The 25,517-nt window shown below is 40.4% G+C and carries 26 protein-coding genes and 1 pseudogene; 12 read left to right on the forward strand and 15 right to left on the reverse strand.

Annotated features, from left to right (window positions below; all coding sequences use genetic code 11):
• Window positions 1-684: 684 nt before the first annotated feature.
• The 3 genes from ACKI4H_RS00005 to def form a co-directional block, all read right to left on the reverse strand.
• The gene (locus tag ACKI4H_RS00005) at window positions 685-2,718 is read right to left on the reverse strand and encodes a TonB-dependent copper receptor (RefSeq protein ID WP_407303039.1); all 2,034 of its coding nucleotides are present in this window, start codon (window positions 2,716-2,718) and stop codon (window positions 685-687) included.
• An 87-nt stretch (window positions 2,719-2,805) separates the two neighbouring features.
• Window positions 2,806-3,234, reverse strand: a complete 429-nt coding sequence (locus ACKI4H_RS00010; RefSeq protein ID WP_407303041.1) for a DUF2946 family protein — start codon at window positions 3,232-3,234, stop codon at window positions 2,806-2,808.
• Between the two features lie 91 nt (window positions 3,235-3,325).
• A complete protein-coding gene (gene def, locus ACKI4H_RS00015) occupies window positions 3,326-3,856 on the reverse strand; it encodes a peptide deformylase (protein WP_407303042.1) in 531 nt (176 codons plus the stop codon).
• Window positions 3,857-3,975: 119 nt separating this feature from the next.
• Between def and ACKI4H_RS00020 the strand changes: the two genes are divergently transcribed.
• The 3 genes from ACKI4H_RS00020 to ACKI4H_RS00030 all read left to right on the forward strand — a co-directional run bounded on the left by ACKI4H_RS00020 (window position 3,976) and on the right by ACKI4H_RS00030 (window position 7,012).
• Window positions 3,976-5,136 carry a LysM peptidoglycan-binding domain-containing protein gene (locus tag ACKI4H_RS00020; RefSeq protein ID WP_407303043.1) on the forward strand — a complete coding sequence of 387 codons (1,161 nt, stop codon included), beginning with the start codon at window positions 3,976-3,978 and terminating at the stop codon, window positions 5,134-5,136.
• 106 nt (window positions 5,137-5,242) lie between these two features.
• On the forward strand, window positions 5,243-6,397 hold the full coding sequence (gene dprA, locus ACKI4H_RS00025) for a DNA-processing protein DprA (protein ID WP_407303044.1): 1,155 nt from the start codon (window positions 5,243-5,245) through the stop codon (window positions 6,395-6,397).
• A 45-nt stretch (window positions 6,398-6,442) separates the two neighbouring features.
• Window positions 6,443-7,012 carry an L-threonylcarbamoyladenylate synthase gene (locus tag ACKI4H_RS00030; RefSeq protein ID WP_407303045.1) on the forward strand — a complete coding sequence of 190 codons (570 nt, stop codon included), beginning with the start codon at window positions 6,443-6,445 and terminating at the stop codon, window positions 7,010-7,012.
• 417 nt (window positions 7,013-7,429) lie between these two features.
• On the opposite strand, the gene ACKI4H_RS00035 is transcribed toward ACKI4H_RS00030, so the two are convergent.
• Window positions 7,430-8,344, reverse strand: a complete 915-nt coding sequence (locus ACKI4H_RS00035; protein ID WP_407303047.1) for a DMT family transporter — start codon at window positions 8,342-8,344, stop codon at window positions 7,430-7,432.
• Window positions 8,345-8,531: 187 nt separating this feature from the next.
• On the opposite strand from ACKI4H_RS00035, the gene ACKI4H_RS00040 reads away from it, so the two are divergent.
• The 6 genes and pseudogenes from ACKI4H_RS00040 to ACKI4H_RS00065 all read left to right on the forward strand — a co-directional run bounded on the left by ACKI4H_RS00040 (window position 8,532) and on the right by ACKI4H_RS00065 (window position 12,565).
• Window positions 8,532-9,284: an AraC family transcriptional regulator gene (locus tag ACKI4H_RS00040; RefSeq protein WP_407303048.1), complete on the forward strand. Its 753-nt coding sequence runs from the start codon at window positions 8,532-8,534 to the stop codon at window positions 9,282-9,284.
• A gap of 188 nt (window positions 9,285-9,472) precedes the next feature.
• A complete protein-coding gene (locus tag ACKI4H_RS00045; RefSeq protein WP_407303049.1) occupies window positions 9,473-10,021 on the forward strand; it encodes a hypothetical protein in 549 nt (182 codons plus the stop codon).
• A gap of 154 nt (window positions 10,022-10,175) precedes the next feature.
• Window positions 10,176-10,721, forward strand: coding sequence for a glutathione peroxidase (locus ACKI4H_RS00050; RefSeq protein ID WP_407303050.1), 546 nt, complete (start codon window positions 10,176-10,178; stop codon window positions 10,719-10,721).
• Between the two features lie 209 nt (window positions 10,722-10,930).
• Window positions 10,931-11,308 carry an RcnB family protein gene (locus ACKI4H_RS00055; RefSeq protein ID WP_407303052.1) on the forward strand — a complete coding sequence of 126 codons (378 nt, stop codon included), beginning with the start codon at window positions 10,931-10,933 and terminating at the stop codon, window positions 11,306-11,308.
• A gap of 146 nt (window positions 11,309-11,454) precedes the next feature.
• Entirely contained in the window at window positions 11,455-12,069 is a 615-nt protein-coding gene (locus ACKI4H_RS00060; RefSeq protein ID WP_407303053.1) for a hypothetical protein, read from the forward strand.
• A 174-nt stretch (window positions 12,070-12,243) separates the two neighbouring features.
• Window positions 12,244-12,565, forward strand: a pseudogene (locus tag ACKI4H_RS00065) (ATP-binding protein).
• A gap of 7 nt (window positions 12,566-12,572) precedes the next feature.
• Here ACKI4H_RS00065 and ACKI4H_RS00070 read toward each other — a convergent pair.
• Window positions 12,573-12,878, reverse strand: a complete 306-nt coding sequence (locus tag ACKI4H_RS00070) for a hypothetical protein (protein ID WP_407303054.1) — start codon at window positions 12,876-12,878, stop codon at window positions 12,573-12,575.
• A 276-nt stretch (window positions 12,879-13,154) separates the two neighbouring features.
• Here ACKI4H_RS00070 and ACKI4H_RS00075 point away from each other — a divergent pair, with 276 nt between their 5' ends.
• The 3 genes from ACKI4H_RS00075 to ACKI4H_RS00085 all read left to right on the forward strand — a co-directional run bounded on the left by ACKI4H_RS00075 (window position 13,155) and on the right by ACKI4H_RS00085 (window position 17,124).
• Window positions 13,155-14,099 (forward strand): hypothetical protein, encoded by a 945-nt coding sequence (locus ACKI4H_RS00075; RefSeq protein ID WP_407303056.1) that lies wholly within the window; start codon window positions 13,155-13,157, stop codon window positions 14,097-14,099.
• Between the two features lie 158 nt (window positions 14,100-14,257).
• Window positions 14,258-15,433 carry an SIR2 family protein gene (locus ACKI4H_RS00080; RefSeq protein WP_407303057.1) on the forward strand — a complete coding sequence of 392 codons (1,176 nt, stop codon included), beginning with the start codon at window positions 14,258-14,260 and terminating at the stop codon, window positions 15,431-15,433.
• On the forward strand, window positions 15,430-17,124 hold the full coding sequence (locus ACKI4H_RS00085) for an ATP-binding protein (protein WP_407303058.1): 1,695 nt from the start codon (window positions 15,430-15,432) through the stop codon (window positions 17,122-17,124). The genes ACKI4H_RS00080 and ACKI4H_RS00085 overlap by 4 nt, the downstream gene beginning before the upstream one ends.
• 44 nt (window positions 17,125-17,168) lie before the next feature.
• Here ACKI4H_RS00085 and ACKI4H_RS00090 read toward each other — a convergent pair whose 3' ends face one another.
• From ACKI4H_RS00090 to ACKI4H_RS00135, 10 genes are all read right to left on the reverse strand, one after another.
• Window positions 17,169-17,588: a F0F1 ATP synthase subunit epsilon gene (locus ACKI4H_RS00090; RefSeq protein WP_407303059.1), complete on the reverse strand. Its 420-nt coding sequence runs from the start codon at window positions 17,586-17,588 to the stop codon at window positions 17,169-17,171.
• A 27-nt stretch (window positions 17,589-17,615) separates the two neighbouring features.
• Entirely contained in the window at window positions 17,616-19,010 is a 1,395-nt protein-coding gene (atpD, locus tag ACKI4H_RS00095; RefSeq protein WP_131217717.1) for a F0F1 ATP synthase subunit beta, read from the reverse strand.
• 26 nt (window positions 19,011-19,036) lie between these two features.
• Window positions 19,037-19,906 carry a F0F1 ATP synthase subunit gamma gene (gene atpG / locus ACKI4H_RS00100; protein ID WP_407303061.1) on the reverse strand — a complete coding sequence of 290 codons (870 nt, stop codon included), beginning with the start codon at window positions 19,904-19,906 and terminating at the stop codon, window positions 19,037-19,039.
• Between the two features lie 88 nt (window positions 19,907-19,994).
• The gene (gene atpA, locus ACKI4H_RS00105) at window positions 19,995-21,539 is read right to left on the reverse strand and encodes a F0F1 ATP synthase subunit alpha (RefSeq protein WP_284067689.1); all 1,545 of its coding nucleotides are present in this window, start codon (window positions 21,537-21,539) and stop codon (window positions 19,995-19,997) included.
• Window positions 21,540-21,600: 61 nt separating this feature from the next.
• A complete protein-coding gene (locus ACKI4H_RS00110; protein WP_407303062.1) occupies window positions 21,601-22,137 on the reverse strand; it encodes a F0F1 ATP synthase subunit delta in 537 nt (178 codons plus the stop codon).
• Between the two features lie 11 nt (window positions 22,138-22,148).
• A complete protein-coding gene (locus tag ACKI4H_RS00115; RefSeq protein ID WP_131290525.1) occupies window positions 22,149-22,619 on the reverse strand; it encodes a F0F1 ATP synthase subunit B in 471 nt (156 codons plus the stop codon).
• A 38-nt stretch (window positions 22,620-22,657) separates the two neighbouring features.
• A complete protein-coding gene (gene atpE, locus ACKI4H_RS00120) occupies window positions 22,658-22,903 on the reverse strand; it encodes a F0F1 ATP synthase subunit C (protein WP_000424060.1) in 246 nt (81 codons plus the stop codon).
• Between the two features lie 83 nt (window positions 22,904-22,986).
• Complete coding sequence (gene atpB / locus ACKI4H_RS00125) at window positions 22,987-23,862, reverse strand: F0F1 ATP synthase subunit A (RefSeq protein WP_407303064.1); 876 nt, start codon at window positions 23,860-23,862, stop codon at window positions 22,987-22,989.
• 105 nt (window positions 23,863-23,967) lie between these two features.
• The gene (locus ACKI4H_RS00130) at window positions 23,968-24,366 is read right to left on the reverse strand and encodes an ATP synthase subunit I (RefSeq protein WP_407303065.1); all 399 of its coding nucleotides are present in this window, start codon (window positions 24,364-24,366) and stop codon (window positions 23,968-23,970) included.
• 172 nt (window positions 24,367-24,538) lie between these two features.
• Window positions 24,539-25,378 (reverse strand): metal ABC transporter solute-binding protein, Zn/Mn family, encoded by an 840-nt coding sequence (locus ACKI4H_RS00135; protein WP_407303067.1) that lies wholly within the window; start codon window positions 25,376-25,378, stop codon window positions 24,539-24,541.
• Window positions 25,379-25,517 lie beyond the last annotated feature (139 nt).

Here is a 25,517-nt window from a genome sequence, read left to right on the forward strand (position 1 = left end):
AATAAACTTCGAGTCATTTCTACCATCAATCAATGAAAATAATTTCGATCGATCAACCGGTAAAAATCCACACAAGTTGTTCTTCATAATCTCTTAATGATCTTCTTGCTGATTCGTCACCAGCAAGCTAGGTCGGCTATACTACTCTCTTTACAAGAATAGTCAACAGGTTTTGTTCATTAATTTTTAACTTCTTCAAGACTTCCAGATCTCACCCTTTAGGTTAAATCCTTGTTTCTCAACAAGTTTTAATCAACATCACCGCCGATGGATGTGCATTCTACAGTATTTCAGGGCAGCTGCAACACTTCTTGAAAAGATTTTTTATCGGATGTTTATTTTTAAAACTACAAAAAATATAAGTACCTATTTTATATAAATAATTTTTTATTATATTTTTTCATTATGTTACCTAAAAACACTCGATACAATAAAAACACATAATAACTAATTGTTTTATATATTAAAAATAATAATTAACCACAACAATTGATCACCACATACTCATTTATTGACTATTCAACCAACAATGCGTTGTTTAAACATACAATTTCATATTCGGGCTAGCCGACTCCACAGCCTAATCTTTTTACCAATAAACTCAGATAGAGGTAAACAGCCATAAAAAAGCCACTCCTTATTCAGTAGTGGCTTTTAATCTATCTTTAGATGTTTAATCGCATTTTAAAATTTCATACTCAAGCGTGCCCAATAATTACGTCCAATGTTATTAAACTGCTCATCTTGTGCAAAGCCAAAGCCTGAACTGCCCATTTTATTTAGATGTTCCGTATAGCTGCGATCTAGAACATTATCGATACCAACGGATAGATCAACATTCTGCTGCAGGTGGTATGTCCCGTTTAAAGACAGCGTGCCAAAGCCTGCACTTTTCTTAAGATCATAACCGACGATGTTTCCTTCACCCTCACTAATCCGGTTTTGGCCATCAACCAAACGCCAGTAAGCACCTAAAGTATAGTTATCCTGGATATAACGTAAATTCACCCGAGCCTCTAAAGGTGAAATCTGTGGCAACGGCGTATTATCAGTGGTGTTTTCACCCCAGGCATACATCGCACTCACGTCAGCTTGAATCGCATCAGTAAACTGATATCCGATTCCGACTTCTGCACCGGCTATTGTCGCATCTACATTTCGGCTATGTGCCTCTAACATTCCCATATTGCCTGTTGGCAAGTAAGTCGTGAGGATGTAATCATTGATCACGCCAGCATATACAGATGCCCATGAACTAAAATTACCATGTTCATGCTGGTACCCAATATCAAGCTGTAAAGTTTTTTCAGTATCCATACTCTGAAAGGCATTTGGGTCACCATTACCTGATTTTGGGCTAAACAGCTCCCAGTAATCCGGCATACGTTCGACATAACCAAGTCCAATATAGGTCTTGCCATCATCATGATCTGGATGATGATTTTCAAAACGCAAGAAAGTGCTTGGTAAAGTCTCTTTACGCTCCTGGTTTGACTCGACTGCTTCTACTTTGACCTGATCCAGACGCAGACCAGAAACCAGCTTATTATTATCACTGACCTGATAACTCAGCTCACCGAAACCACCAATCGACTGGAATTCCATATCTTTAGTACGGGGCTTACTTTGATACGGTGTCATCAAATTTCCGTTACGTTTGGTATGTTGATTATTCTGGCTATCGACACCGGTAATCAGCTGTAGCCTATCCCATTCATTGGTCATCGCCATACGAGCATTCAATGTTTTACGCGCCACATTGGTGGCCATGGGCATACTCATCATACCGCCAGGATTGAATTCGCGCAGACTATAGTTATCCATGACATGATCATTAAAATTGTAGTTCACCTGCGCTTCAATTTTCTTGATCACATCGGTAACATTTCTCTTTTCAACACGCAAACCCAGACTTTCACGGGCAAACTTGGAACCATCCATTGCACGGCCGGCATACACAGCTTCACCATCCGCCTTGCCCCCGGTCAGCTCTACCCAGGTATCTGCATCCGGTGTCCATCCCAAAGCCAGATCCGCATTCCAGCGCTCCCAATCTGAAGGCACAGTCGTACCATCACCATCTTGATAGCTATTCGATACCGAACGGTTGGTATTCAGCCGGATATATTTCTGCGCATCGCCGGCTGCGACTTCGACATTATGATCAAGACGTCCAAAGGAACCCATCAAGACACTGGCCTGACCACGATAGTGATTATCTGCATCAAACTGTTCCGGAGTACGTTCGAAAATAACCGTTGCAGCAGAGCCGGTATTGGCATACTGAACCGTTTGCGGGCCTTTAATTACCGAGATCTGATCATAACTTTCCGGTGAAATATAGGAGGTTGGTGAATCCATCCGGCTTGGACAGGCACCCAAATTTTCCGTGCCATCGGCTAAAATTTTAATCCGTGAACCAAACATACCGCGGAAGGTTACATCCCCATTGGTTCCAGCCCCACTATTAACCGAACTAAAACCTACAATACTTTGTAGATAATCAGCACCATCACTGGCTGGAATCGGTTGATTTGGCTGCTTAGGATCTGCACGCACAATCAGACCATTGGCATCATTGCCCTGATGTGCAGTTGCAACAATGGGCGCTAACGTCTGGATGATTGGCGTTTGCTCTTGAGCAAATACGGAAGCTGAATAACAAGCAACACAAATCGCAGCTGCAAGCGGCTGTAAAAAGAATTTTGGCTGAGCCATTTTCAATCTCACTGATACATAAATATGAGCTGCGGTTGAAGCAGCACAAAGGCTTAAGTCAATTAAGACCCGAAAAATACTTTCGATTTATGTAAATAGTGGTGGGGCGCGCCCTTGGGGTAGAAGAAAGAGTCGCTGTAAAATAAACCAGACATGACTAAATGTCTTCTGGAATGTCAATAAACGAATTTGGATCCGATCTAAAACTTCTTTAACTTCCAATTCAGGTGGCAAAACCAAATGACCGTAGACGGTACAGTACTGACATTGATGATTGGAATCATGATCATGCCCTGCATGCGAATCATGCAGTTGAGTATCTTGATTGACCTGATGATGGGAATGTTCAGAAAAAGTAGTTTGATGAAGGGAGCGAGAGCTGACTAATAATGCACGCGTAATGGTTTCACAGACCGGCGCAATCTGATATTGTTGCGGCAGCAAAGGCTGTAAAAAAACAGCAATTTGTAAAAATACTGCTACACAAGAGAGTAGCAGACCACTACGTAAAAGCACCGGCAAACCTTAAAATCTGTCTAACTCAAGTATAACAAAGCCCAATCAAAATTAGACTTTGTCAATTTTCATTTTATTTACCAATTTGGGCTTAACGTTTTACCGCAACTTTCTCTTTCTGGCGTTGACGAACAGTTTTTTCGACTTTTTCACGTGCACGTTGACGCTTTAATGGCGATAAATAATCGACAAATAACTTGCCATTTAAGTGATCCATTTCATGTTGAATACAAACAGCGAGAAGCTCGTCTGCTTCCATCTCAAATGATTGACCTTCAAGGTTAATTGCCTCGATTTTTACACGTGACGGACGCTCAACTTTATCGTATATTTGAGGCACTGATAGACAGCCTTCTTCATAGGGCTGAGTTTCTTCAGTTAACGGGGTAACTTTGGGGTTAATAAATACCATGGGTTGATCTTTATTTTCAGATAAATCCATGACAATCAGCTGAATATGGTAGTCCACCTGTGTTGCAGCCAAGCCAATACCAGGCGCTTCATACATAGTTTCAAGCATATCTGCTGCAAGCTGACGAATTTCATCAGTGACTTCTTCGACTGGTTTAGCAATGGTACGAAGACGGGGATCCGGGAAACTTAAAATAGGTAATAAGGCCATACGGTGTCCTCACTTATGCCATTGATCAAAAAACAAAATGAAGGAATGCTTCATCAAAAAAATGTGTGTAATATCGTTATTATAACGCAACTACATACATAATTTTAGGAATTATGATAATGAAAAAGGTTTTGAAGGGCATGCCAACTTTTAGTGCCTTGGGGTTTAAAAAACAATTATTGGCACTTGCCGTTTGTGTAAGTGTTGGGGTCGGCGTTGTCAGTGTTACTGAAGCGGCACCCGCTCGAAATATAAACCCACCTGCATTAAAAGCCGGTGCCCCACAAGTTTATGTGGTGAAAAAAGGTGATACTTTATGGGATATTTCCAAAAGATTTTTGAAAAATCCTGTGCGCTGGCCTGAAATCTGGGCCAGCAATAAACACGTGAAAAATCCACACTGGATTTTCCCGGGCGACCGCTTGCTGATGTGTACCTATAATGGTAAACCGATTATTGGTAAAGATGAGGGTGATGGCTGTGAAGGGATTATCCGTCGCTATACCGGTGGCACCGGCACAAAACTGCAACCTCAAGTTCGGGTTGAATCTTTAAACAATGCTATTCCAGTGATTCCTCTGGAATACATTAAACACTGGCTGGAACGTAGCACCATTGTGGCACCAGAATCTATTACAGGTACACCATACATTTTGGGAACAGCAGATCAACGCGTTCTTGCTGCCAAAGGCCAAACCGTTTATGCACGCGGAAATGGCCTGGAAGTCGGTCAACGCTATGCTGTTTACCGTGAAGGCGAACCGTACATGTTTAGCGATTCCCATGGCAAAAAGTACAATGCCGGTCTTGAGTTAATTCAAGTCGCATCAGGCATTGCTGTTCGCGGTGAAAATGATATTACCACCCTTGAACTGACAGACACTTATAACGCTGAAGTTCGTCGTGGTGATCGCGTTCTTCCTGAATATGATCCGATGTTACCTACCTTGTTCTATCCAACCAATGCCGAAGATGTGGTGGCGGGAGGCCAAGTTGTTCGCGTGATGGGTTCCATCGGCACAGCGGCAAAACATAGTGTAGTAACCATTGACCGGGGTAGCCTGCAAGGTATTCAGGTTGGACATGTGCTCACAGTGAACCAGAAAGGTGAAGTCGTCACCGACCCGAAAACCAAAGAACGTGTTCAATTACCTGGACAACAGATTGGCCACATCATGGTATTCAAAAACTTTGAAAACTTAAGCTATGCTTATGTTCTGGATAGCGAATTACCGATTAAAGTCGGTGCTGGCATTCAACCACCATTGATGGATGAATAATTCCTAAATCTCAATCTGGACATGAGGCTGAGATTCAGCCTCACTTTATTTTTTAAACAATAAATTTTTTAAACAATAAAAAGAAGACATATTTAAAGGTCTCATTATGCTCAACTCATTAAGCTCTTTGCAGCTGGATTACATTCGTTTATGGTTTCTGGTGCAACACTCTCTGACCAGTTTTTATAAAATCAGTAAACACTATACCCATCTGGCCGAGGCAATGCAGCCCAATCAAATTGAAACATGGCAAAAGCTCGGCATTCACAAAAACCATATTCAGCGTCTGCGAGATTTTCATCTTGCTGAATCTCAGCTGCAATTTCAGCACTGCATTGCTCTAATTCAAAAACATAGCGACTTTATTCTCACTCACGACTATCCGGACTACCCCACCCAACTGCTGCCCTATGCAGATAAACCGCCTATTCTATTTGGTCAAGGTGATGCTAAAGCACTCTTGCAGCCTCAGATTGCGATTGTCGGCAGTCGTAAACCGAGTAGCCATGGACGTCAGGTAGCTTATGATTTTGCCTATTATCTGAGTGATCAGGGCTTTTACGTTATTAGTGGTTTAGCGGAAGGGATTGATGAAGCCGCACATCAAGGAGCTTTACGTTACAGTCGAACCATTGCCGTGATGGGCACCGGATTGGATCAAACCTACCCGACCCATCACCAGCAGCTGCGACAGCAGATCATTACCCAGTCAGGTACAGTGGTGACTGAATTTTTGCCAGGAACCCCGCCTTTACAGCAGCATTTTCCACGGCGCAATCGCCTTGTCAGCGGTTTAAGCCTAGGTGTCATTGTTGCAGAAGCCGCACTGAAAAGTGGTTCTTTGATTACGGCAAAATGGGCAGCTGAACAAGGCAAATTAATTTTTGCTATTCCTGGTCATATTTATAGCGAGCATCATCAAGGTTGCCATCAACTGATTCGTGAAGGTGCTATTTTGGTTGATCATCCTGAACAGGTGATTGAAGACTTGGCACTTCCGACCCAATGGCAAAATCAACAGCAGATTGAACAGTCAAAATCGGATAGCTTTCAAGTACCAACCGAAGCACCTACTGCATTACCGCCTCACTTAACGCCACTGTATAACCAACTGGATTGGGTGGGGCAAAATATAGATGAGATTATTGCTAGGCAACAATCTGATATCGGCACAGTGACCAGCCAATTGATGGAATTAGAGCTAATTGGCTTATGTATGCAGCAAGCTGGTTTGTATCTACGTTGTCGTCCAAGCAAATAAGGTTCACAATATCTCTCTTAAATATATTTGAAGGGATAATATCCAATGATTACCACCTCTGTTGCCGAAGCTGCTCAATGTTTAAAACAAGGACAGGTTTTAGCATACCCTACAGAGGCAGTTTGGGGCTTAGGCTGTGATCCTTTTAATGAACAGGCTTTCCTGGAAATTTTACGCTTAAAGCAACGCCCGATTGAAAAAGGGGTAATTTTATTGGCAGCCCAGATCGCACAAGTTGAGCCTCTGTTAGAACCTCTCACTGCAGAAATGCGTCAGAAAGTGATAGATTCCTGGAGTCATCGCTCACCCACTGAACGGGCAACCACCTGGCTACTGCCTGCAGGTGATCATATTCCGAAATGGATTAAGGGCAACCATCCTAAAGTGGCGGTGCGTGTCACCACTCATCCTTTATGTGTGGCACTATGCAATGCATTTAATGGTTTTATTGTATCGACCAGTGCCAATCCTGCCGGTGGCACACCTGCTCACTCACTGCAAGAGGCCAATCAGTATTTCTCAACTCAAATCAATTATCTAAATGGTGATTTGGGGCTTAGCCAAGAACCGAGCCGTATTATTGATGCCGAAACAGGTGAAGTAATCCGCGCTTAAAGCGGATCATTTTGATGACTGGATTGACCAGTACTAATTTTCAGGCAAAAAAAAGCTCAACCATATAGGGACGGCTGAGCATAAAAAGGATGTGCATAAATCACATCCAGAGGGTTTGTGAATTTGGCTGCAAAAGTTTAAATATTCTTAAGAAGAACTTAAACATTTACGATATAAATATTATCTAATAAATTATGTTTTTAGACAAATATATTATTTATCTTAGAATCCAGTTAAAACCTATAAAAAAATTCAGCAGATTTTCTTATCAATTTAAATTATATTACTATTTTTTAATCATCTTTTTTCTAAAAAATCGTTTAAAACGATAATTAAAGCAGTTGCTCATATCCATTCTCAATTAAAAACAAGTAAAACAACAAATGCATTTGTTGTTTTTTTCATCTATTTTTCAGCTTAAGTATTCGACTTTGCCGTTTCTACTGCTGCCACTTTCTTTTGGGCCAATAAAATTCCCAGTAAAATCACCACACCACCAGTACTGTGATAAATCGTCCAGGCTTCAGCCAACCACAGATTGGCAATAACTGCGGTACAGACCGGCATGAGGTTCATGAAAATACTGGTTCGATTCGGTCCAATCATCTGTACTGCAAGCATCCACACCAAGGGTGCAATCAAGGATGGGAAAATACCGGCGTAGACAACACTACCAACATTGTATTGATCAATAGGATCCAGTCCTAAATATAAAACAAATGGTAAATGGTAAAGCAGGGCAAAAACAATCTGCACATACAAACTAATCATCAAGGGAATTTGCAGTTGCCATTTTTTTAGGAACACACCATAAAAAGCATAAAAAAAGACTGCCAGTACCATCATGACGTCGCCCAGATGCCCGCCTGACTCCACCAGATTAGGCAGCTTCCCTTGTGCCATCACATAGAGCAAACCGGCAAAAGATAAAATGCTGCCCACCACGGCAAAACGGTTGGGAATATCTTTAAGCATGAGCATGGAAACAAAGATGGTAAATACGGGAATAAAAGCATTAATAATGCCCATATTGGTCGCCGTCGTATAATGTGCCGCCGTATAACCCAGACCTTGATACAGCACCATGCCAAAGGCACCCAGCACAGCAAGCTGTTTCCAGTGCTGCATAACCACCTGACGTTCATGCCAGACTTTGCCCAACATAAAAGGCGTTAATACAAGAAAAGCGACGAGCCAACGATAAAAACTGATACTGACAGGAGAAATATAGTCTGCTACATAACGTGTCACCGTAATATTCATGGACCAGATTAAAACCGCCAATAATGGCAAAGCAAGTGCCCACCAGACGGTTTTGTTTTGCTGTGTCATGTCCTTTCCTGTACCTGAATATCCAGTATGCATTTTTACCGAAGTCTGAAATAATTAGAATACCGGATTCCAGACATCAATATTGAGCTACAGACACAGATAGATCGCTTTACTGCTGTGTAAGTAAAATTCATGCTATCTAAAAATGGATGCAGAGATATCAAAGAACCAGGAAAAAGGTTTTCACATGCTGGATCATATTGAATGCTATATAGAAGTGGATGATTTCTTTTATCAAAAGGATGAAATTGTCGCGCCACACAGTTCCTTATGGGGCGATTTCAATTTTAGTTTGAACGGTATTCTGGAATATGAAATTGATGGACAAATTTATCTGTCGCCACCCAATTATGGTCTCTGGCTGCCCCCACAAACCGCACATACCTCTATCGCACTAGATGAACAAATCACTCATTATGTCTGTATTCGAGTGCATCCTTCACTATGTGAATATTTTGCCTCTTGTAGTAAAACTTTAAGTATTCGCCCCTTTCTTCGGCATCTGGTGTATGAAATCCTGGAACAAAAACAGCAAGACATAACTACGCTACATTATCAGCATTTATTACAGGTGTTATTCGATCAACTGAAAACTGCACCGGCTTATGAGCATTATTTACCACAAACCAGTCATGTTTTACTCAAGCCCTTATTAGAGCAACTCGCCAATCCACAGCTATTCTACAAAAGCTTGCAGCAACTGCTGAGTAACTCATCCATTAGCGAACGGCATTTACTGCGTTTAAGCCAGCAGGAATTACAATTGAGCTTATCCGAATGGCGTAATCGAGCAAAAATTTTATATGCGATCACGCAAATTCGCCAAGGTAAAACCGTGAAAAAATTGGCCTATGAACTGGGTTATCAGCACAGTTCCAGCTTTATTGAGTTCTTTAAACGCTATACCGAACAAACCCCTGCTCAACTGCGTGATATCTAATATTTATACGACTTTAAATTACCTTTTTTGCAATTTATGGTAGAGAACCCAACAAAAAAACCATAGTCAGTATGCAGAAAAATATGCCACTTTAATAACCGTACTCAACTTAATCTGTGCCGTATTTTAAAATTGGAATCAATATACAATCAGGTTTAATGATTGCATCAAACCTGTGAGGATACGTTATGAAAAAACGATTATTGGCTTCACTGTGTTTTGCTGCCATGGCAATAACGGCGTGTGAGAAAAAACCAAATGAAACACCTGCATCGTCATCGTCTAGCCCAGCGGTAACTTCCCCTGCTCGAACTCAACCTGCAAGCACAACCTTAAGCTCAAACAATGCCGCAGATATTAAAAATGATTTAAACCAAATTCAAATACTCTCCAACAGTCGAGCCAAAGAAGCAGCAGCCTTGCAAGAAAAGGCCAATCAAGCTGCACAAAAAAATGATAAAGCCTCTTTAAATTCAATTGTTGCGGAAATGAAAACCTACATTGCACGCTTTAATCAGGACCTCGACGCGTTAAGCCTGAAAAGTTCAGAAATTGATAAGCTCCGTGAAAAAATCAAAGAATCCAATAATATTGGTATACAACTCTCTGAAGCGAGTATTGCCAATACACCTGATACCCAAAAAATCACTGAATTACAAAACCGGGCCATTGAGTTGCAAAAAGAATTGGTCACTGAAATGCAGGCTTTACAAGCCAAAGCCAAGAGCGCTACATAACTTAAGGTTAATCTGTAAAAACAGGTCTTTAGGCCTGTTTTTAATTTTCTATCCAGAATAAGATTTACTCACAAATAGCAATAAATGCTTGTCCTGAGATGCAATAACCGTTAAAACAAAACAGTAATCATCTCAAGCATTTAAGGACAACAGAATGAGCCGATCCGTTTATGACATTCCGGTCAAAACCATTCAAGGCAATGACATCACACTGAACCAATATCAAGGCAAAGTTTTGCTCATTGTAAATACTGCATCAAAGTGTGGTCTTACCCCACAATATGAAGGTTTGGAAAAACTGTATAAGGAAAAGAAAGACCAAGGACTTGAGATTTTAGGTTTTCCGGCTAACAATTTCTTGGCTCAGGAACCGGGTTCTGACGAAGAAATTCAGGAATTCTGTTCACTCAATTACCAAGTGGATTTTCCGCTATTTTCTAAAATTTCGGTTGCCGGTGAAGATAAGCACCCGCTTTATCAAACCTTGACTCAAGCCATTCCAGAACGTATTGGTGAAGGTCCGTGGTGGAAAGATCTGGTTGATTATGGTTTAACCCCAAATCCTAAACCTGAAGTGCTGTGGAACTTTGAAAAATTCCTAGTGAATAAAGAGGGTGAAGTGGTGGCGCGTTTCGCACCGGATATTACTGCAGATGATGCACGCATTGTTGATGCCGTGAATGCAGAACTTGCCAAGTAATCCGTAAAAGTCATATAAGCATCTACACATAATGTAGATGCTTACTTTTTCAAATTAAAAACAATAATTTAAATTAATGAAAATCTACCTTCCCTACTTCATATTTCATCCTTTATTTTAATTATTCAATAACACTACGTTCACTATCTATCAATAACTTAGGCATAGGATGGACTCATCAACCAACCGCCATATAGACAAGGTGAAGTATGAATACTCTAGTCAAAGCAATTGTTTTATCATTCTCTACTGCTTTGGTTGCTGCACCTGTAATGGCTGCACCACAAGATCATCATCCGCAGCAACATAACCAGAAATACAATCAACAGCATACTCAAAGTCACCATAAAACACCTGTTCAGCAACACCATAATGCTGTACATAAAAAAGCGGTGAATCCGTCACATGACTGGAGAGTAGGGCAAAAAGTACCAAGTCAATACCAAAGCCAAAGCTATAAAGTAGACCACAAAAAATTTAAAAAATTGAGTAACCCGGCTAGAAACCAGCAATGGATTAAAGTGAATGGCGATTACGTTTTAACCAATGTCATGAATCATAACATTATCAAAATCATTGCTGGCTAATCCCAACAATCTCGGTGAAAAAAGAGTACTTCGGTACTCTTTTTTAATACCTGAAAATAAATTTGTTATCGCTTTGCAACAATCATTTTTTTCTACACATTCCCCCCTTATATTAGGCAGGATTAAAGTAAAGATATGAATTGGTTATGAAAAAATTCATCCAAAATGTGGTTTCTCCTTTTGTGATGTTTAGTGCGGGCATTTTGTTGATTGGTTGCGAGCAAGCCAACTCTCCTGATTCAACGGAAGACCAAACTTCTCAATCAAGCGAAGTATCTGCACAGGTTTCAGAATCAGCAAAAGATTCAACAGAAATATCTAAGGCTGAACTGAAAAGCGGCAACATGTTTTATATCGTGCGTGATGTTGCAGACATGCAGCTGAAAACCGGTGATTATGTTGAGCAGCTAAAGCAAACTCAAACTGATTTAGAAACTGCAATCAATGATAAAGATCAACAACAGTTACAAGCCACTGCCAAAACCCTGCAACAACAATTGACTGGATTTAATCAGGCACTGACTGCCCTGAACCTGAAAAGTCAAGAAATTGATTCAATTCGTCAAAATATCATGCAAGCCAATCAGCAAGTCCTTGCTACACCCTTTTTAAAGGGTGACGTCGATTTGACTCAGGTCGATTTCAAGAAAATTGAAAAACAGATGGGTAGCATCCAAATGGAAATGATCAAATTGGCAGGGATGATGATTCCACAAGGTCAGGATGAAGCAGATCAGAATGAAGCAGATCAGGAAAGCTAATGCTTAAACCGATTTAGACCAATTCAGCATCCTTGAATTGTTCAGGTCAAATTGTCAGGAATTAAAAACAACTAAAACTAGATCATTTAAAATCTGGTTATTCACGGTAAATGTCGCCATATCTCTCATTACATGATTTACTCAAGATTCTCTTTACAAGCCGCAGATTTTTTCATGCAACTGATTATTTTTACCGGGATTCAGGCTTCAGGTAAATCTTCTTTTTATTTACTAAATGTGCATCATAGTCATTTGCGAATTAATCTGGATATGCTAAAAACGCGGCATCGTGAAAAGCTTATTTTTGAAGCTAATTTAAACAGTACTTGAGAACAAAATAATCAACATACCCCTAAAACCCCATATTCCTAAAGTCGTTGTTCGAGCAGTCTACAGAAAGCTTGAAGTACCAAGTTTAGATGAAGGTTTTGATGAAATTTTTAAGGTGAAGATTATGGCCAATGAAGAATTTTCGGTTCATTTAATCGAAACTTAAAACCAAACTATTTTTGACTGTCACGCCAGCTTTTAAACGTGACTTGCATGGCCTGTTTTTCTGCTGCTGATGCAGGACGATTTTCAAGATTAGAAAAATTGCCATGAAAGACCTCATTCACCAATTTTTTCGCCAGTTGATCAATACTTTTGCGACCGAAATTTCGATAAGCCTCTATTTCTATTTGAGTCAATACCAGATACCAACACGACACCACAGAACTGACATCAATCGCAATTCCTAAATATAACTGTTCACTCTCTTGATAGAGCTCCCAAAAATGGGGTTCTAATTCGATTATTTTCATACTCATCAATTTATCTTCAAAAATTTTTTATAAGCATAAGTCACAGCATCATTTGATGGAATAACACTTTAGATTACGATGAAACTAGTAGGCTTATTTCTATAAAATAAAGACCTATGCTGGAATGAAAGCTTACTGAAATATTTAAGCTAAAAATTACAGGAAATGGAAAGTTTTCTATTTTAGCTATAAATAATTGATGCTTTTATAAAAAAACAGTAACCACTTCTCGTTTTTACTATAAAATGTGCAGATTAAAACGCAGAAAAAACATTTTATATAATGAAAAAAATTGTTCTTGGGGTGGTCTGTTTAGCAATCATGGCATATGGCGTGTTGCATTTCAGCATGCCTGAAAAAGCCACACCACGCTTAAACCAGTTTTTTTCTAAACAAGTAAAAGATGTTCAACTGATTCAGGACTGGCTCAAACACACTCAACAACAGCAATTGTTATTGGTTGATGTCATTCAACCGGTCAATCCAAAGCAAACAGCTGCTTATGTTGAATACATAAAGCAACGTATTGAATTCAACCAGCAAAATATTCAGCGGCTTAAGCTCAGTCACTATCGAAGCAAGGTATTTAAAGAAATTCAACAGCTTGAAATTCATGCTTTACAACAATGGAATAATATCTATCAAAGCAATATTGTTGAGGCTTTTGAACAGCAACAACATTTTCTAGATCTGCCCATTGAAGAGTTTGAGCAACTGGATACTGCAGCACGTTACGCGCTGCAACAACAAGAAATTAGCGTATTACAACAATTACAACAATTAGTCCAGCAAGACAGCGATTTTGTTGCAAATATTGACCACAGCCTACTTGGTGACTGGCTTTACTATTATTTAACGCAACATGAGATTCACCCGATTGTTGCCGAATGGCAAGACCCATCCTCAACTGCAACACGTAATCGTTCAGAAGCATCGCAAGATTTACAACTATATAAACATTTTCACCCAAATACAGATGAATACAAATACATTAAGGCTCTTTCAACTCAGCTTTGGCATGTTGAACACCCCGCTTCATCCAATTTGGTCACAGCAAATCCTCAACCTGTTTCATATGCTGACCAGTCTAAAGAAGACATTTTTATCCCTGCAGATGCACCAAAAGCTGAAAAATTAAAGCAAATGATTAAGATGCAAAACGACAGAGTGAACCGTCTGCTGTTAGGTCAGCTCAGAGAGGCTTTCTTCAAAGACAACAAAAATTAGAATTTTAGTTTAGGAAAATAGGTCAAACAGTTTTGATGAAATTTTTAAGGTGACGATTATAAGGAATGGGGGGAGTTTTCGATTAAATCTAGTATATGACTATTTTTTTAATTTAAAGAAATTATAATAAAAACAAATACTTTTAAATAATATCATTTATGACTATTAAATTTTACAGACCTATCCCTATTTCGAAATGGTTGCCTAACGAAAAAGATGATGATGAGCAACAAGCCAATGACTTAATTGATCTCAAAACAAAGCTTAAAACAGCACTTCAAATGCCAAATATTATGGTATTAGCTGGCAGTGGGACTTCACTAGGTAAAGTAAAAGGTCCTAGCATGTCTGACTTATGGAGATTTTGTATCGAAGATCCATCTAGGAAACTTGATGCAGACAAAATCATTGCTCAGATCGAATATGACCTCACCAATCCTAACAATAAAAATATTGAAGAATTTCTGTCATACTGCGAAGCATATCAACAAATTAAACAATCCACTGAATTAGAAAACTTTTTAATCAAATCAAAAGAAATTATTTTAGATAAGTGTAAATTTGATAAACCCTCAGCTGATCTATTTGCACATATTGAGTTTATAAAAAAACTTGCTAGACGAAAAAGTAAAGATAATAGAATTAAACTTTTTACCACAAACTATGATACATGCTTTGAAGAAGCTGCTGGAAAGCTCGGAATTACAATAATAGACGGATTCACCTTTTCTGCACCTAGAATTTATAGTCCTCAATTTTTTGATTATGACATCATTAAGCGTGATTCTATGAATACATCAAATACACCTAAATATTTAGATGGTGTATTCCACATGTATAAATTACACGGTTCAGTTAATTGGTTTAAAAGAAAAGAAACCGATGGTAATTTTTTTATTGAGCAAAAAGAATCTGACGATGCTAAGAATGTGTGTATGATTTTTCCAGCAAAAGGTAAATATCAACAGTCATACATTCAACCCCATCTAGAACTTATCGCAAAATTTTTGCAAGGTATTCGAGAACCAAACACATGTTTGATTACTACGGGCTTTGGCTTTAATGATGACCACTTATCCGAACCCATTTATGCGGCCTTACAATCTAATCCTCATTTAAAACTAATTATTGTAGATAGATCAGTCGAGAGAAAATTTAAAGATCTTGAGAGCTTTTCACCGTATTGGAAAAAATTTAAAGCACTAGCAGATAAAGGATTAGATATTTTATTTATTGAAGCGGATTTCGAGAATTTTGCTATCAATATTCCAGATTTAAAAGCTCTAAGTCCTGCAGAAAACCTTTATCAAGTTATTCATGGAGGTACTAAATGAATAATTTAGAAAATGTAGGAATTGTTCGTTCTGAGCTTTTATTTGGAAAAGTTAATGCAATTTCAGCAAACTCCGTTCAATTTGAATTTATAAATATAAATCATCAAGCTACGTATTTTGAAGGAAGACGATACGGAAAAGGAGAAGTTGGTGAATTTGTTATTATTGAAAGCCAAGTTAATTTGATTCTTGGACGTATTGTTGAAATTAAAAAAGATGATCTTGAGTTATCAAATCTAGAAATCGTTGGTCGTATCCAGCTACTTGGATCAATCCAAATGGATAATCTAAAAGTGACGGCTGGTATAGATTATTATCCCAATATTAATGATTTAGTCTATTCCGCACCTCATAATTTTATAGCTGATATCCCTCGCAGGATGAACACCAATGCACCTAAAATTGAACTTGAAATTGGTTCTATTGATCTCGATCAAGATTGCTCAATAAAAGTTACTCCTGAAAAACTTTTTGGTCGTCATTTAGGAATTTTAGGTTCAACAGGTGGAGGTAAGAGTTATACAACGGCTAAAATTTTGGAAGAATGCCTTAAACATCATCCTAGAATTATTCTTTTGGATGCAACTGGTGAATACAAAGACTTTAATCAAAAAGGCGTATTTCACTTACATCTTGGCAATCCGATCAATCCTGCTAATAAAACTACAGAATGCTACCTTCCCCCGGAATGTTTCTTAGAAACTGACTTTCTTGCACTATTTGAACCATCAGGAAAAGTCCAAGGCCCTAAATTTCGAGAAGCGATAAAAAGTTTAAAGTTAGCAAGAATAAGAAATGATCTATATACATCTGAATATATTTTAAAGACTGATCAAGCTAAAGGTGACTTCAATAATTTATATAGAAATCATAATCTTGATGATCCGACCTTAAGTTTCAATTTAAACTATCTATCTATTCAGATTGAACAAGAGTGTATTTTTCCAGATGCGACCAATTGGGTTGAAAAAAAACCAATTAAAGATATTACAAGATGGGGCAATCATGATGGTCAATCTTTTGCTAATTGCCTTTCTTTAATAAGTCGAATTACAACAATTATTAATTCACCGCCATTTAATACACTTTTCCATCCAACGGCTAAAAATATTTCATTAATAGAAAAGATCAAAGGATTCTCATCATCTACAAATGTAAATCACAAACTTTTGCGCATCGATCTAAGTGGTATTCCCTTCGAATATAAGGCTCGTGAAATTATTGCAAATTGTATTGGACGTGCCTTATTAAATGAGTCTCGCAAAAGAGTTTTTCAAAAAAAACCAGTAGTTATTTTTCTCGACGAAGCACATAACTTCATTGGAAAAACGATTGGTAGTGAAGATACCCTAGCCAAACTCGATGCTTTTGAACTTATCGCAAAAGAAGGACGTAAATTTGGTTTAAATATTTGTTTAGCGACTCAACGACCTCGAGATATTACCGAAGGTGTTTTAAGTCAGCTCGGAACTTTAATTGTCCATCGACTGACTAACGATCGAGATCGTGAAATTGTAGAGCGAGCATGTGGTGAAATTGATAAAGCTGCATCAGACTTTTTACCAAGTTTACAACCTGGTGAAGCTGTGATTATCGGAAATGACTTTCCTATCCCACTAACCATCAATATTAAGAAGCCTACGATTAAACCAAATTCGGAAGGAGCTAACTTCCAAAAAAATTGGGCATAAAAAAACCACCCTTTCGGGTGGTTTTTTCAATCTCGAACCAGCAATTACATTGCGCGGTTTTTGATTTTGCGGATCGTTTCCAGCTGTGCAGCAGTTTCTGCAAGAGCAGCCAAAGCAGCAGCAGCGTCCAAATCGCTCTTTTGATTTGCAAGCAAAGTTTCAGCGTGTTTACGCGCTTCAAGAATTGCAGCTTCATCTAAGTTTTCAGCACGAACTGCAGTATCTGCAAGAACCGTGATGACATGCGGTTGAACTTCTAGAACACCACCCGATACATAGATTAATTCTTCTGTACCGTTTTCCAACAGAACGCGGATTGCGCCCGGTTGAAGCAAAGTTACCAACGGAGCATGGCCAGGCATAATACCTAACTCACCGCCAGCACCTTTCGCAATTAGCATCGTTACAGTGCCCGAGTACAAAGACTCGTTTACACTTACAACATCACATTGCATAGTCGCCATGAGAATCTCCTAAATTAGAGTCGCTAATTAAAGTTTCTCGGCTTTAGCAATAACTTCGTCAATACCACCAACCATATAGAACGCTTGTTCTGGAATGTGATCGTATTCACCAGCTAGAAGACCTTTAAAGCCACGAATCGTTTCTTTAAGAGATACTAATTTACCAGGCGCGCCAGTAAATACTTCAGCTACGTGGAACGGTTGAGAGAAGAAACGTTGGATTTTACGCGCACGGTAAACAACCAATTTATCTTCTTCAGCAAGCTCATCCATACCAAGAATTGCGATAATGTCTTTCAATTCTTTATAACGTTGAAGAACGTTTTGAACTGAACGAGCAATTTCGTAATGCTCAGCACCCACTACTAGTGGATCTAACTGACGTGAAGTTGAGTCTAGTGGATCGATCGCTGGATAAATACCAGAAGATGCGATGTCACGGCTCAATACAACAGTCGCATCTAAGTGAGCAAACGTTGTAGCAGGCGATGGATCTGTCAAGTCATCGGCAGGTACGTATACCGCTTGGATTGACGTAATAGAACCAGACTTAGTCGATGTAATACGTTCTTGAAGAACACCCATCTCTTCTGCAAGAGTTGGTTGGTAACCTACTGCAGATGGCATACGACCTAGAAGTGCAGACACTTCGGTACCAGCCAATGTGTAACGGTAAATGTTGTCAACGAACAACAATACGTCACGGCCTTTACCGTTTTCATCTTTCTCGTCACGGAAGTATTCAGCCATGGTCAAACCAGTCAACGCTACGCGTAAACGGTTACCCGGTGGCTCATTCATCTGACCGTAGACCATTGCTACTTTGTCTAGAACGTTAGAATCTTTCATTTCGTGATAGAAGTCATTACCTTCACGAGTACGTTCACCAACACCAGCAAACACAGATAAACCTGAGTGAGCTTTCGCGATGTTGTTGATCAATTCCATCATGTTTACAGTTTTACCAACACCGGCACCACCGAACAGACCAACTTTACCACCTTTAGCAAACGGGCAAAGTAAGTCGATGACTTTAATACCAGTTTCTAAAAGGTCAGTAGAAGCCGCTTGTTCAGCATAAGAAGGTGCTGCGCGGTGAATCGGCAAACGTGCTTCAGTCGCAACAGGACCAGCTTCGTCGATTGGGCGACCAAGAACGTCCATGATACGACCCAAACATGCTGTACCTACAGGTACAGAGATTGGCGCACCAGTGTTAACTACGTTCAAACCACGCTTAAGGCCTTCAGTAGAACCCATTGCAATAGTACGAACTACGCCATCACCAAGTTGTTGCTGAACTTCTAAAGTAGTTTCAGTACCATCAACATGGAGAGCGTCATAGATCTTAGGAACGCTGTTGCGTTCAAACTCGACGTCGATTACCGCGCCGATGATCTGAATGATACGACCGCTATTCATTGCTGTCTCCTCAATTCAAAATAATGTTAAACGGCAGCGGCACCACCAACGATCTCAGAAATTTCCTGAGTAATCGCGGCTTGACGCAGCTTGTTATAAATAAGTTGTAGGCTCTTGATGATATCACCCGCATTGTCGGTAGCAGCTTTCATTGCCACCATACGTGCAGATTGCTCACATGCGATGTTTTCAATCACACCCTGATACACCACAGACTCGATATAGCGAACCAATAAACCATTTAATAGCTCTTCAGCTTCTGGTTCATAGAGATAATCCCAACCGTATGAACGGTTCAGATTCTCGCCGTCTTCAGCAGCTGCCAAAGGAACGAGTTGCTCAATCTTTTGATTTTGAGTCATGGCATTCACGAAGCCGTTAGACACTAGATAAATACGATCTAACTCGCCTTTATCATACGCATCCAACATCACCTGTACAGAACCAGATAACTGTTCAAGACTAGGAGCATCACCCACTTGAGTGGTTGCACCAAGCACTTTACCGCCGTAGTTTTTAAAAAACGAAACCGCTTTTTGACCAATTAAAGCAAATTGAACTTCAATTGACTGCTCTTGTTGCTGTTGGACGTGTTTGACCACTTTCTTGAACAGGTTAATGTTCAAACCACCAGCAAGGCCACGATCTGAAGACACAATGATATAGCCAACGCGTTTTACCGGACGTTCAACCATATAACGGTGTTTATATTCAGGGTTCGCTTGGACCAAATGAGCAATTACACGGTGCATATTTTCGGCATACGGACGGCCTTGAGCCATGCGCTCTTGCGCACGACGCATTTTAGAAGCAGCTACCATCTGCATCGCACGCGTAATTTTCTGCGTCGACTTGATACTAGCTACTTTGGCGCGAATTTCTTTTAAATTTGCCATACGCTTAACCTAGTATTCGAAGGCTTTTTCAAGCCTCCGAAGGTTGATTCCGTGAACCAAGCCCACTAGCTTTTAGCAATTGCTAAAATTAGTAAGTTTGAGTCGCTTTAAAGCTTTCAATACCAGCTTTGAATGCTGCTTCGATTTCTTTATCCCAAGCACCAGTCTCGTCAATTTTTTGCATTAACGCAGCGTGTTCTGAACGGAAGTAAGAAACAAGCGCCGCATCAAATGCAACGATTTTCTTAACGTCAACGTCAGTCATATAACCTTCGTTAGATGCATAAATTGAAACAGCTTGGTCAGCAATTGAATATGGAGCATATTGTTTTTGCTTCATTAATTCAGTTACACGTTGACCATGTTCAAGCTGTTTACGAGTTGCTTCATCAAGGTCAGAAGCGAACTGAGCAAACGCTGCCAATTCACGGTATTGAGCCAAAGCGGTACGGATACCACCAGACAATTTTTTGATGATCTTCGTTTGCGCAGAACCACCAACACGAGATACAGAGATACCCGCGTTCACAGCAGGACGAATACCTGCGTTGAATAATGATGTTTCAAGGAAGATCTGACCATCTGTAATCGAAATTACGTTGGTCGGTACGAATGCAGATACGTCACCTGCTTGAGTTTCAATAATAGGTAATGCAGTTAATGAACCAGTTTGGCCTTTAACTTCACCGTTAGTGAATTTCTCAACGTAGTCAGCAGATACACGAGAAGCACGTTCAAGTAGACGTGAATGTAGATAGAACACGTCACCTGGATACGCTTCACGACCTGGTGGACGGCGTAAAAGCAATGAAATTTGACGATACGCAACAGCTTGTTTAGACAAGTCATCATAAATGATTAACGCGTCTTCACCACGGTCACGGAAGTATTCGCCCATTGTACAGCCAGAGTACGGAGCCAAATACAGCATTGCTGCTGGATCTGATGCACCTGCTGCGACAACAGTTGTATACGCCATAGCGCCAGTTTCTTCTAGCTTGCGTACCACGTTAGCGATAGTCGATTGTTTTTGACCAATTGCTACGTATACACATTTAATGCCAGAGTTTTTCTGAGCGATGATCGCGTCGATCGCCATTGCTGTTTTACCAGTTTGACGGTCACCAATGATCAACTCACGTTGACCACGGCCTACAGGGATCATTGTATCTACTGATTTATAACCAGTTTGTACAGGCTCATCCACTGATTGACGCCAAATTACGCCTGGTGCTACTTTTTCAACAGCATCAGTTAATTTTGCATCAATTGGGCCTTTAGCATCAATTGGGTTACCCAAAGCATCTACCACACGGCCTAAAAGTTCTGGACCAACCGGAACTTCTAATACACGACCTGTGCAACGAGCTTTTTGACCTTCTTGAAGGCTTAAGTAGTTACCTAAAACAACGACGCCCACTGAATCCTGTTCTAGGTTCAGTGCCATACCAAATAAGCCGCCGTCGAATTCGATCATTTCACCGTACATAGCATCAGCTAGGCCGTGAATACGCACAATACCGTCGGAAACCATAACAATGGTCCCTTCGTTCTTAGCGGTCGCGCTGGTGTCCAGATCGCCGATACGCTGTTTAATGAGCGCACTGATCTCGGATGGATTCAGTTGTTGCATTGCGCTATACCTCAATCTTTTTAAAGTTCAGTCTTCTTATACGTCGCTATTTTCAAGCGAATTACGCAAGAAGACGAGTCCGCATTTTTTCAAGCTTGTTAAGTGCAGAGTCATCTATCACTTGGTCGCCTGCACGAATAACTACACCAGCAATAAGCTCTGGTTTAACTTCTACAGTTACATTTACAGCAGCGTTAAATTTTTTCTCTAACGCTTGAGCCAGTAATTGTTCCTGTGCAGAAGTTACAGGGAATGCCGATTCAATCACAACATCCACAGTATTGTTATTCTGTGATTTAAGCAGTTCGTATTCTGTTTCAATTTCAGGTAACAACGCTAAACGATCGTTGTCTGCAAGAAGAGTCAAAAAGTTTGACACTTCTTGAGTTTGATTCTCACCTAAAACTTTTGCAAAAACACTGACCTGCTCCGCAGGAGTAAGCTCAGGGCGATTCAAATAAGCGGAAAATGCTTCGTCTTGCACCGCAGCACTGAGCACTTGTAACACATTCGACCAATTGTCAGTTGCACCTTGCTCAGAAGCGAAAGCAAATGCTGCTTTTGCGTACGGGCGTGCCAACGTCAAGAGTTCAGCCATAATCGCCTCGCTTAAAGTTTAGCAGCCAGCTGAGTAAGCATGGCATTGTGAGCTTCCGCATCAACTTGCTGGTTCAGAATTTTTTCTGCACCAGTAACTGCCAAGGCAGCAACTTGTTGACGTAATTCTTCGCGTGCAGCATTGATTTCAGTATCAACAGTTTCTTTCGCCTGTTGACGGATACGCTCACCTTCAGCAGCTGCTTGGGTACGCGCTTCTTCGATCAATTGTGCACCACGACGGTTCGCTTGTTCGATCAATTGAGCCGCTTGTGCTTTTGCTGCATCTAATTCAGCTTTTACTTGAGCTTGCGCATCGGCAAGGTCAGCTTTTGCTTTTTCGGCAGCATTTAGCCCATCAGCGATACGACGCTGACGTTCACTAATCGCATTGATTAGTGGTGGCCATACAAACTTCATGCAGAATGCGACAAACATCGCAAATGCAATTGCTTGGCCAATCAATGTGAGGTTGATATTCATAGCTATTCCTCAATAGTTTAATTTAGGAATTAAGCTGATTAACCTACAAATGGATTAGCGAAGATGAAGAACAAGCCAATACCAACACCGATCATAGGCACAGCATCAAGAAGACCTGCGATTAAGAACATACGAGTTTGAAGTTGTGGAGCCAATTCTGGTTGACGAGCAACAGCTTCAAGGAAACGGCCGCCTAAAAGACCAAAACCAATCGCAGTACCTAAAGCACCAAAAGCGATCAAGATAGCAGATGCAATTGCAACTAGACCTAAAGTGAGTTCCATGATAATTCCTCAGAGGTTAGGTTTTATACCAAATTAAGTTAGAAAACTGTACCCAACCATCTCGTGACAGTCAGGCAATACCATTAATGTTTTTCGCTAGCCATACTCAAGTATACGATAGTCAACATCATGAAAATGAATGCTTGTAGCGTAATAACAAGAATGTGGAAGATCGCCCAAGGCACAGACAACGCCCACTGGATCCAGAACGGTAATAACGCGATAAGAATGAAGATTAATTCACCCGCATACATGTTACCGAACAGTCGTAGAGCCAATGAAACTGGACGTGCAAGGAAAGTTACCAATTCCAGAATTAAGTTCACTGGAATAAGCAACGCTTTTGCAATTGGGTTACTTGGATTGAACGGGTTAAGTGCCAATTCGCCAACGAAACCGCCAATACCCTTTTCACGGATACTGTAGAACAAGATAAGGACAAATACAGACAATGACATACCAAGGGTAATGTTAGGGTCAGTAGATGGAACAATCTTGAAGTAAACGTGGTGAGGATCCATACCAAATACGTTTGAGCCAATAATTCCTGCCAGATGCGGAATGAAATCTACTGGAAGTAAATCCATCGCATTCATCAGGAAAATCCACACAAAAATTGTGAGGGCTAAAGGCGCAATCAAACGTGACTTGCCATGGAAAGTATCGCGGACACTTGAGTCAACAAACTCGATAATCATTTCAATTGCAGACTGGAACTTGGTAGGAACACCAGAGTTTGCAGCTTTCGCTACAATCCAGAACAACAAACAGAAAATCACACCAAGCGTGATAGACCAACCCATTGAATCCAAGTGAATAGCAGTGAACCCCATCTGTTGAGCTTCATCAGCAGTCTCAGCCAATTTCCAAGAACCATCCGGCATTTTGCCATAGGTTAAATTGGTCAAGTGATGCTTGATATACTCGGTCGAAGTAAGCGCATGTTCTTCAGCAGCCATAAATCACACCTGGTCAATGTCAAATACTAAATAGAGTGAACGAACATCGCGTGCTGCCTGATATCTCGTCCATCTCCTAAAAAACTTTTCAATTTTTTGTTGTGTTTAACCCCGTTTTTGTAGACGTGACGCCAAAAAAGGAGCGACCCACGACATGGTTTGAACGAGGATAAAACCACAAAATAACGCCACCGCTGACAACGGTTTAACGTTACTTAAAATTAAAATGAAACCAACGATCACAATTGCAAACTTGCCCATCAAGCCTCTATACATGTTCGAAAGAACCTGTTTTGAAGCTCGGGCACCTGCGGCTCGAAACGATTGCCAAGAAAAATAACAACTTGCAAGCCAACACACCAACGCACCAAGTGCGGCACTGTAAGCTGCAGTTGAGTCTTTCAGGACCCACGCTATCAAGGCTGAAACAGGGATCATGCATGTCTGTAAGATGACCAAAGCTTTCGCTAATCGTCGATCAATCATGCGACTAGTTCGGCTCATTTATTTATTCACTCACAGCATTCATGCTTGACAAGTTTAGCTGATGATCGTTTTTAATCGCAGGCATTATAGAGTTACACCCCTGAACATGCAATCTTTTCCCGACTTAAGTCTGGTTTTTTTCAACCAGCAAGTTGCTTCGTTACTAATCAATAGTTGTTTATTTTTTATATTATTTTCGTGCATTTAGCACACAGTTATGGGTTTGCTCGGCAAGTTTTTTCCAGGCCCCGACAAAATCCCCTGCCCCGCCCATACTTTCATCTACTGCCTGAAAGGTAATCGGCTTCAATTTCTGGTATTGGTTTTTACTGGCATGGCCTTCTGCCAAGAGGCACATAGTACGGCTTGGGCGGCTGTCATTTAAGTATTTAATTTGTGCTATGGTCGGGGCAACATGCGGATCATCGGTCAATGCACCAGCAAACTTCAGATTTAAGGCCCGTTCCAAATATTGATAAGCATCGTGATATGCCCAATAAGGCTGAATTTTACCATTTACATTAAAATGCTGTGCTGTTAAGAACATTTTTTGAGCAAAAGCACGTGCATTCTTAAAGTAAGCTTCCCGATGCTCGGGCATTTGTTGTGAACGCAGTGCAGCTATAAAGAAGCCAATCCGCACCGCATTGTTTGGATCAAGCCAGACATGGGTATCGACGGTATTTTTTAAAGCCACCCCCCGGGTATTGCGCTGTGGCAAGGTTTGCACGATACCTGAATCTAAAATAGAAATGGCTTTGGAATTATCAGACAACAGTTTATCAAGCGGAGCTTCATGTGCCTTGCCCAGCCAGATTACCAATGAGGCATCTAGAATTGCTTTGCGGTGTGCGGGCGTAAGCGTGACATCGTGTCCGGTTTGATCAGCTAATAACAGTACAGGCTTTTCAATACCTTGCGTGATTTCTTTAGCAATAAGATAAATTGGATGCGTAGAGACCACTAAATTTTGTGCCCAGCTTAAGCTACTAAATAAAGCAAGCACACAAAATGCAAAGATACGGGACATGAAAGAAGATCACCAAAGATTTAACAGGTGTTATAATATAACAAATCGATAAAAATGCCTATGCCCAATCGAAACAGGTATCGCTTCATGGTAAGATTTACGGTCCATTTGTTTTTATAAATTTCGCACTTGAGGTTGG

Source organism: Acinetobacter sp., assembly GCF_045628685.1.
Taxonomy (GTDB): domain Bacteria; phylum Pseudomonadota; class Gammaproteobacteria; order Pseudomonadales; family Moraxellaceae; genus Acinetobacter.

Excerpts from the sequence above, each read along its gene's own strand:
- ACKI4H_RS00085 (WP_407303058.1), top strand. The coding sequence starts at position 15,430 with ATGAATAATTTAGAAAATGTAGGAATTGTTCGTTCTGAGCTTTTATTT.
- ACKI4H_RS00035 (WP_407303047.1), bottom strand. The coding sequence starts at position 8,344 with ATGACACAGCAAAACAAAACCGTCTGGTGGGCACTTGCTTTGCCATTA.
- ACKI4H_RS00045 (WP_407303049.1), top strand. The coding sequence starts at position 9,473 with ATGAAAAAACGATTATTGGCTTCACTGTGTTTTGCTGCCATGGCAATA.
- def (WP_407303042.1), bottom strand. The coding sequence starts at position 3,856 with ATGGCCTTATTACCTATTTTAAGTTTCCCGGATCCCCGTCTTCGTACC.
- ACKI4H_RS00020 (WP_407303043.1), top strand. The coding sequence starts at position 3,976 with ATGAAAAAGGTTTTGAAGGGCATGCCAACTTTTAGTGCCTTGGGGTTT.
- atpB (WP_407303064.1), bottom strand. The coding sequence starts at position 23,862 with ATGGCTGCTGAAGAACATGCGCTTACTTCGACCGAGTATATCAAGCAT.
- ACKI4H_RS00050 (WP_407303050.1), top strand. The coding sequence starts at position 10,176 with ATGAGCCGATCCGTTTATGACATTCCGGTCAAAACCATTCAAGGCAAT.
- atpD (WP_131217717.1), bottom strand. The coding sequence starts at position 19,010 with ATGAATAGCGGTCGTATCATTCAGATCATCGGCGCGGTAATCGACGTC.
- ACKI4H_RS00075 (WP_407303056.1), top strand. The coding sequence starts at position 13,155 with ATGAAAAAAATTGTTCTTGGGGTGGTCTGTTTAGCAATCATGGCATAT.
- ACKI4H_RS00030 (WP_407303045.1), top strand. The coding sequence starts at position 6,443 with ATGATTACCACCTCTGTTGCCGAAGCTGCTCAATGTTTAAAACAAGGA.
- dprA (WP_407303044.1), top strand. The coding sequence starts at position 5,243 with ATGCTCAACTCATTAAGCTCTTTGCAGCTGGATTACATTCGTTTATGG.
- atpG (WP_407303061.1), bottom strand. The coding sequence starts at position 19,906 with ATGGCAAATTTAAAAGAAATTCGCGCCAAAGTAGCTAGTATCAAGTCG.
- ACKI4H_RS00055 (WP_407303052.1), top strand. The coding sequence starts at position 10,931 with ATGAATACTCTAGTCAAAGCAATTGTTTTATCATTCTCTACTGCTTTG.
- ACKI4H_RS00090 (WP_407303059.1), bottom strand. The coding sequence starts at position 17,588 with ATGGCGACTATGCAATGTGATGTTGTAAGTGTAAACGAGTCTTTGTAC.
- atpE (WP_000424060.1), bottom strand. The coding sequence starts at position 22,903 with ATGGAACTCACTTTAGGTCTAGTTGCAATTGCATCTGCTATCTTGATC.
- ACKI4H_RS00060 (WP_407303053.1), top strand. The coding sequence starts at position 11,455 with ATGAAAAAATTCATCCAAAATGTGGTTTCTCCTTTTGTGATGTTTAGT.
- ACKI4H_RS00130 (WP_407303065.1), bottom strand. The coding sequence starts at position 24,366 with ATGAGCCGAACTAGTCGCATGATTGATCGACGATTAGCGAAAGCTTTG.
- ACKI4H_RS00115 (WP_131290525.1), bottom strand. The coding sequence starts at position 22,619 with ATGAATATCAACCTCACATTGATTGGCCAAGCAATTGCATTTGCGATG.
- ACKI4H_RS00080 (WP_407303057.1), top strand. The coding sequence starts at position 14,258 with ATGACTATTAAATTTTACAGACCTATCCCTATTTCGAAATGGTTGCCT.
- ACKI4H_RS00005 (WP_407303039.1), bottom strand. The coding sequence starts at position 2,718 with ATGGCTCAGCCAAAATTCTTTTTACAGCCGCTTGCAGCTGCGATTTGT.
- ACKI4H_RS00040 (WP_407303048.1), top strand. The coding sequence starts at position 8,532 with ATGCTGGATCATATTGAATGCTATATAGAAGTGGATGATTTCTTTTAT.
- atpA (WP_284067689.1), bottom strand. The coding sequence starts at position 21,539 with ATGCAACAACTGAATCCATCCGAGATCAGTGCGCTCATTAAACAGCGT.
- ACKI4H_RS00135 (WP_407303067.1), bottom strand. The coding sequence starts at position 25,378 with ATGTCCCGTATCTTTGCATTTTGTGTGCTTGCTTTATTTAGTAGCTTA.
- ACKI4H_RS00070 (WP_407303054.1), bottom strand. The coding sequence starts at position 12,878 with ATGAGTATGAAAATAATCGAATTAGAACCCCATTTTTGGGAGCTCTAT.
- ACKI4H_RS00110 (WP_407303062.1), bottom strand. The coding sequence starts at position 22,137 with ATGGCTGAACTCTTGACGTTGGCACGCCCGTACGCAAAAGCAGCATTT.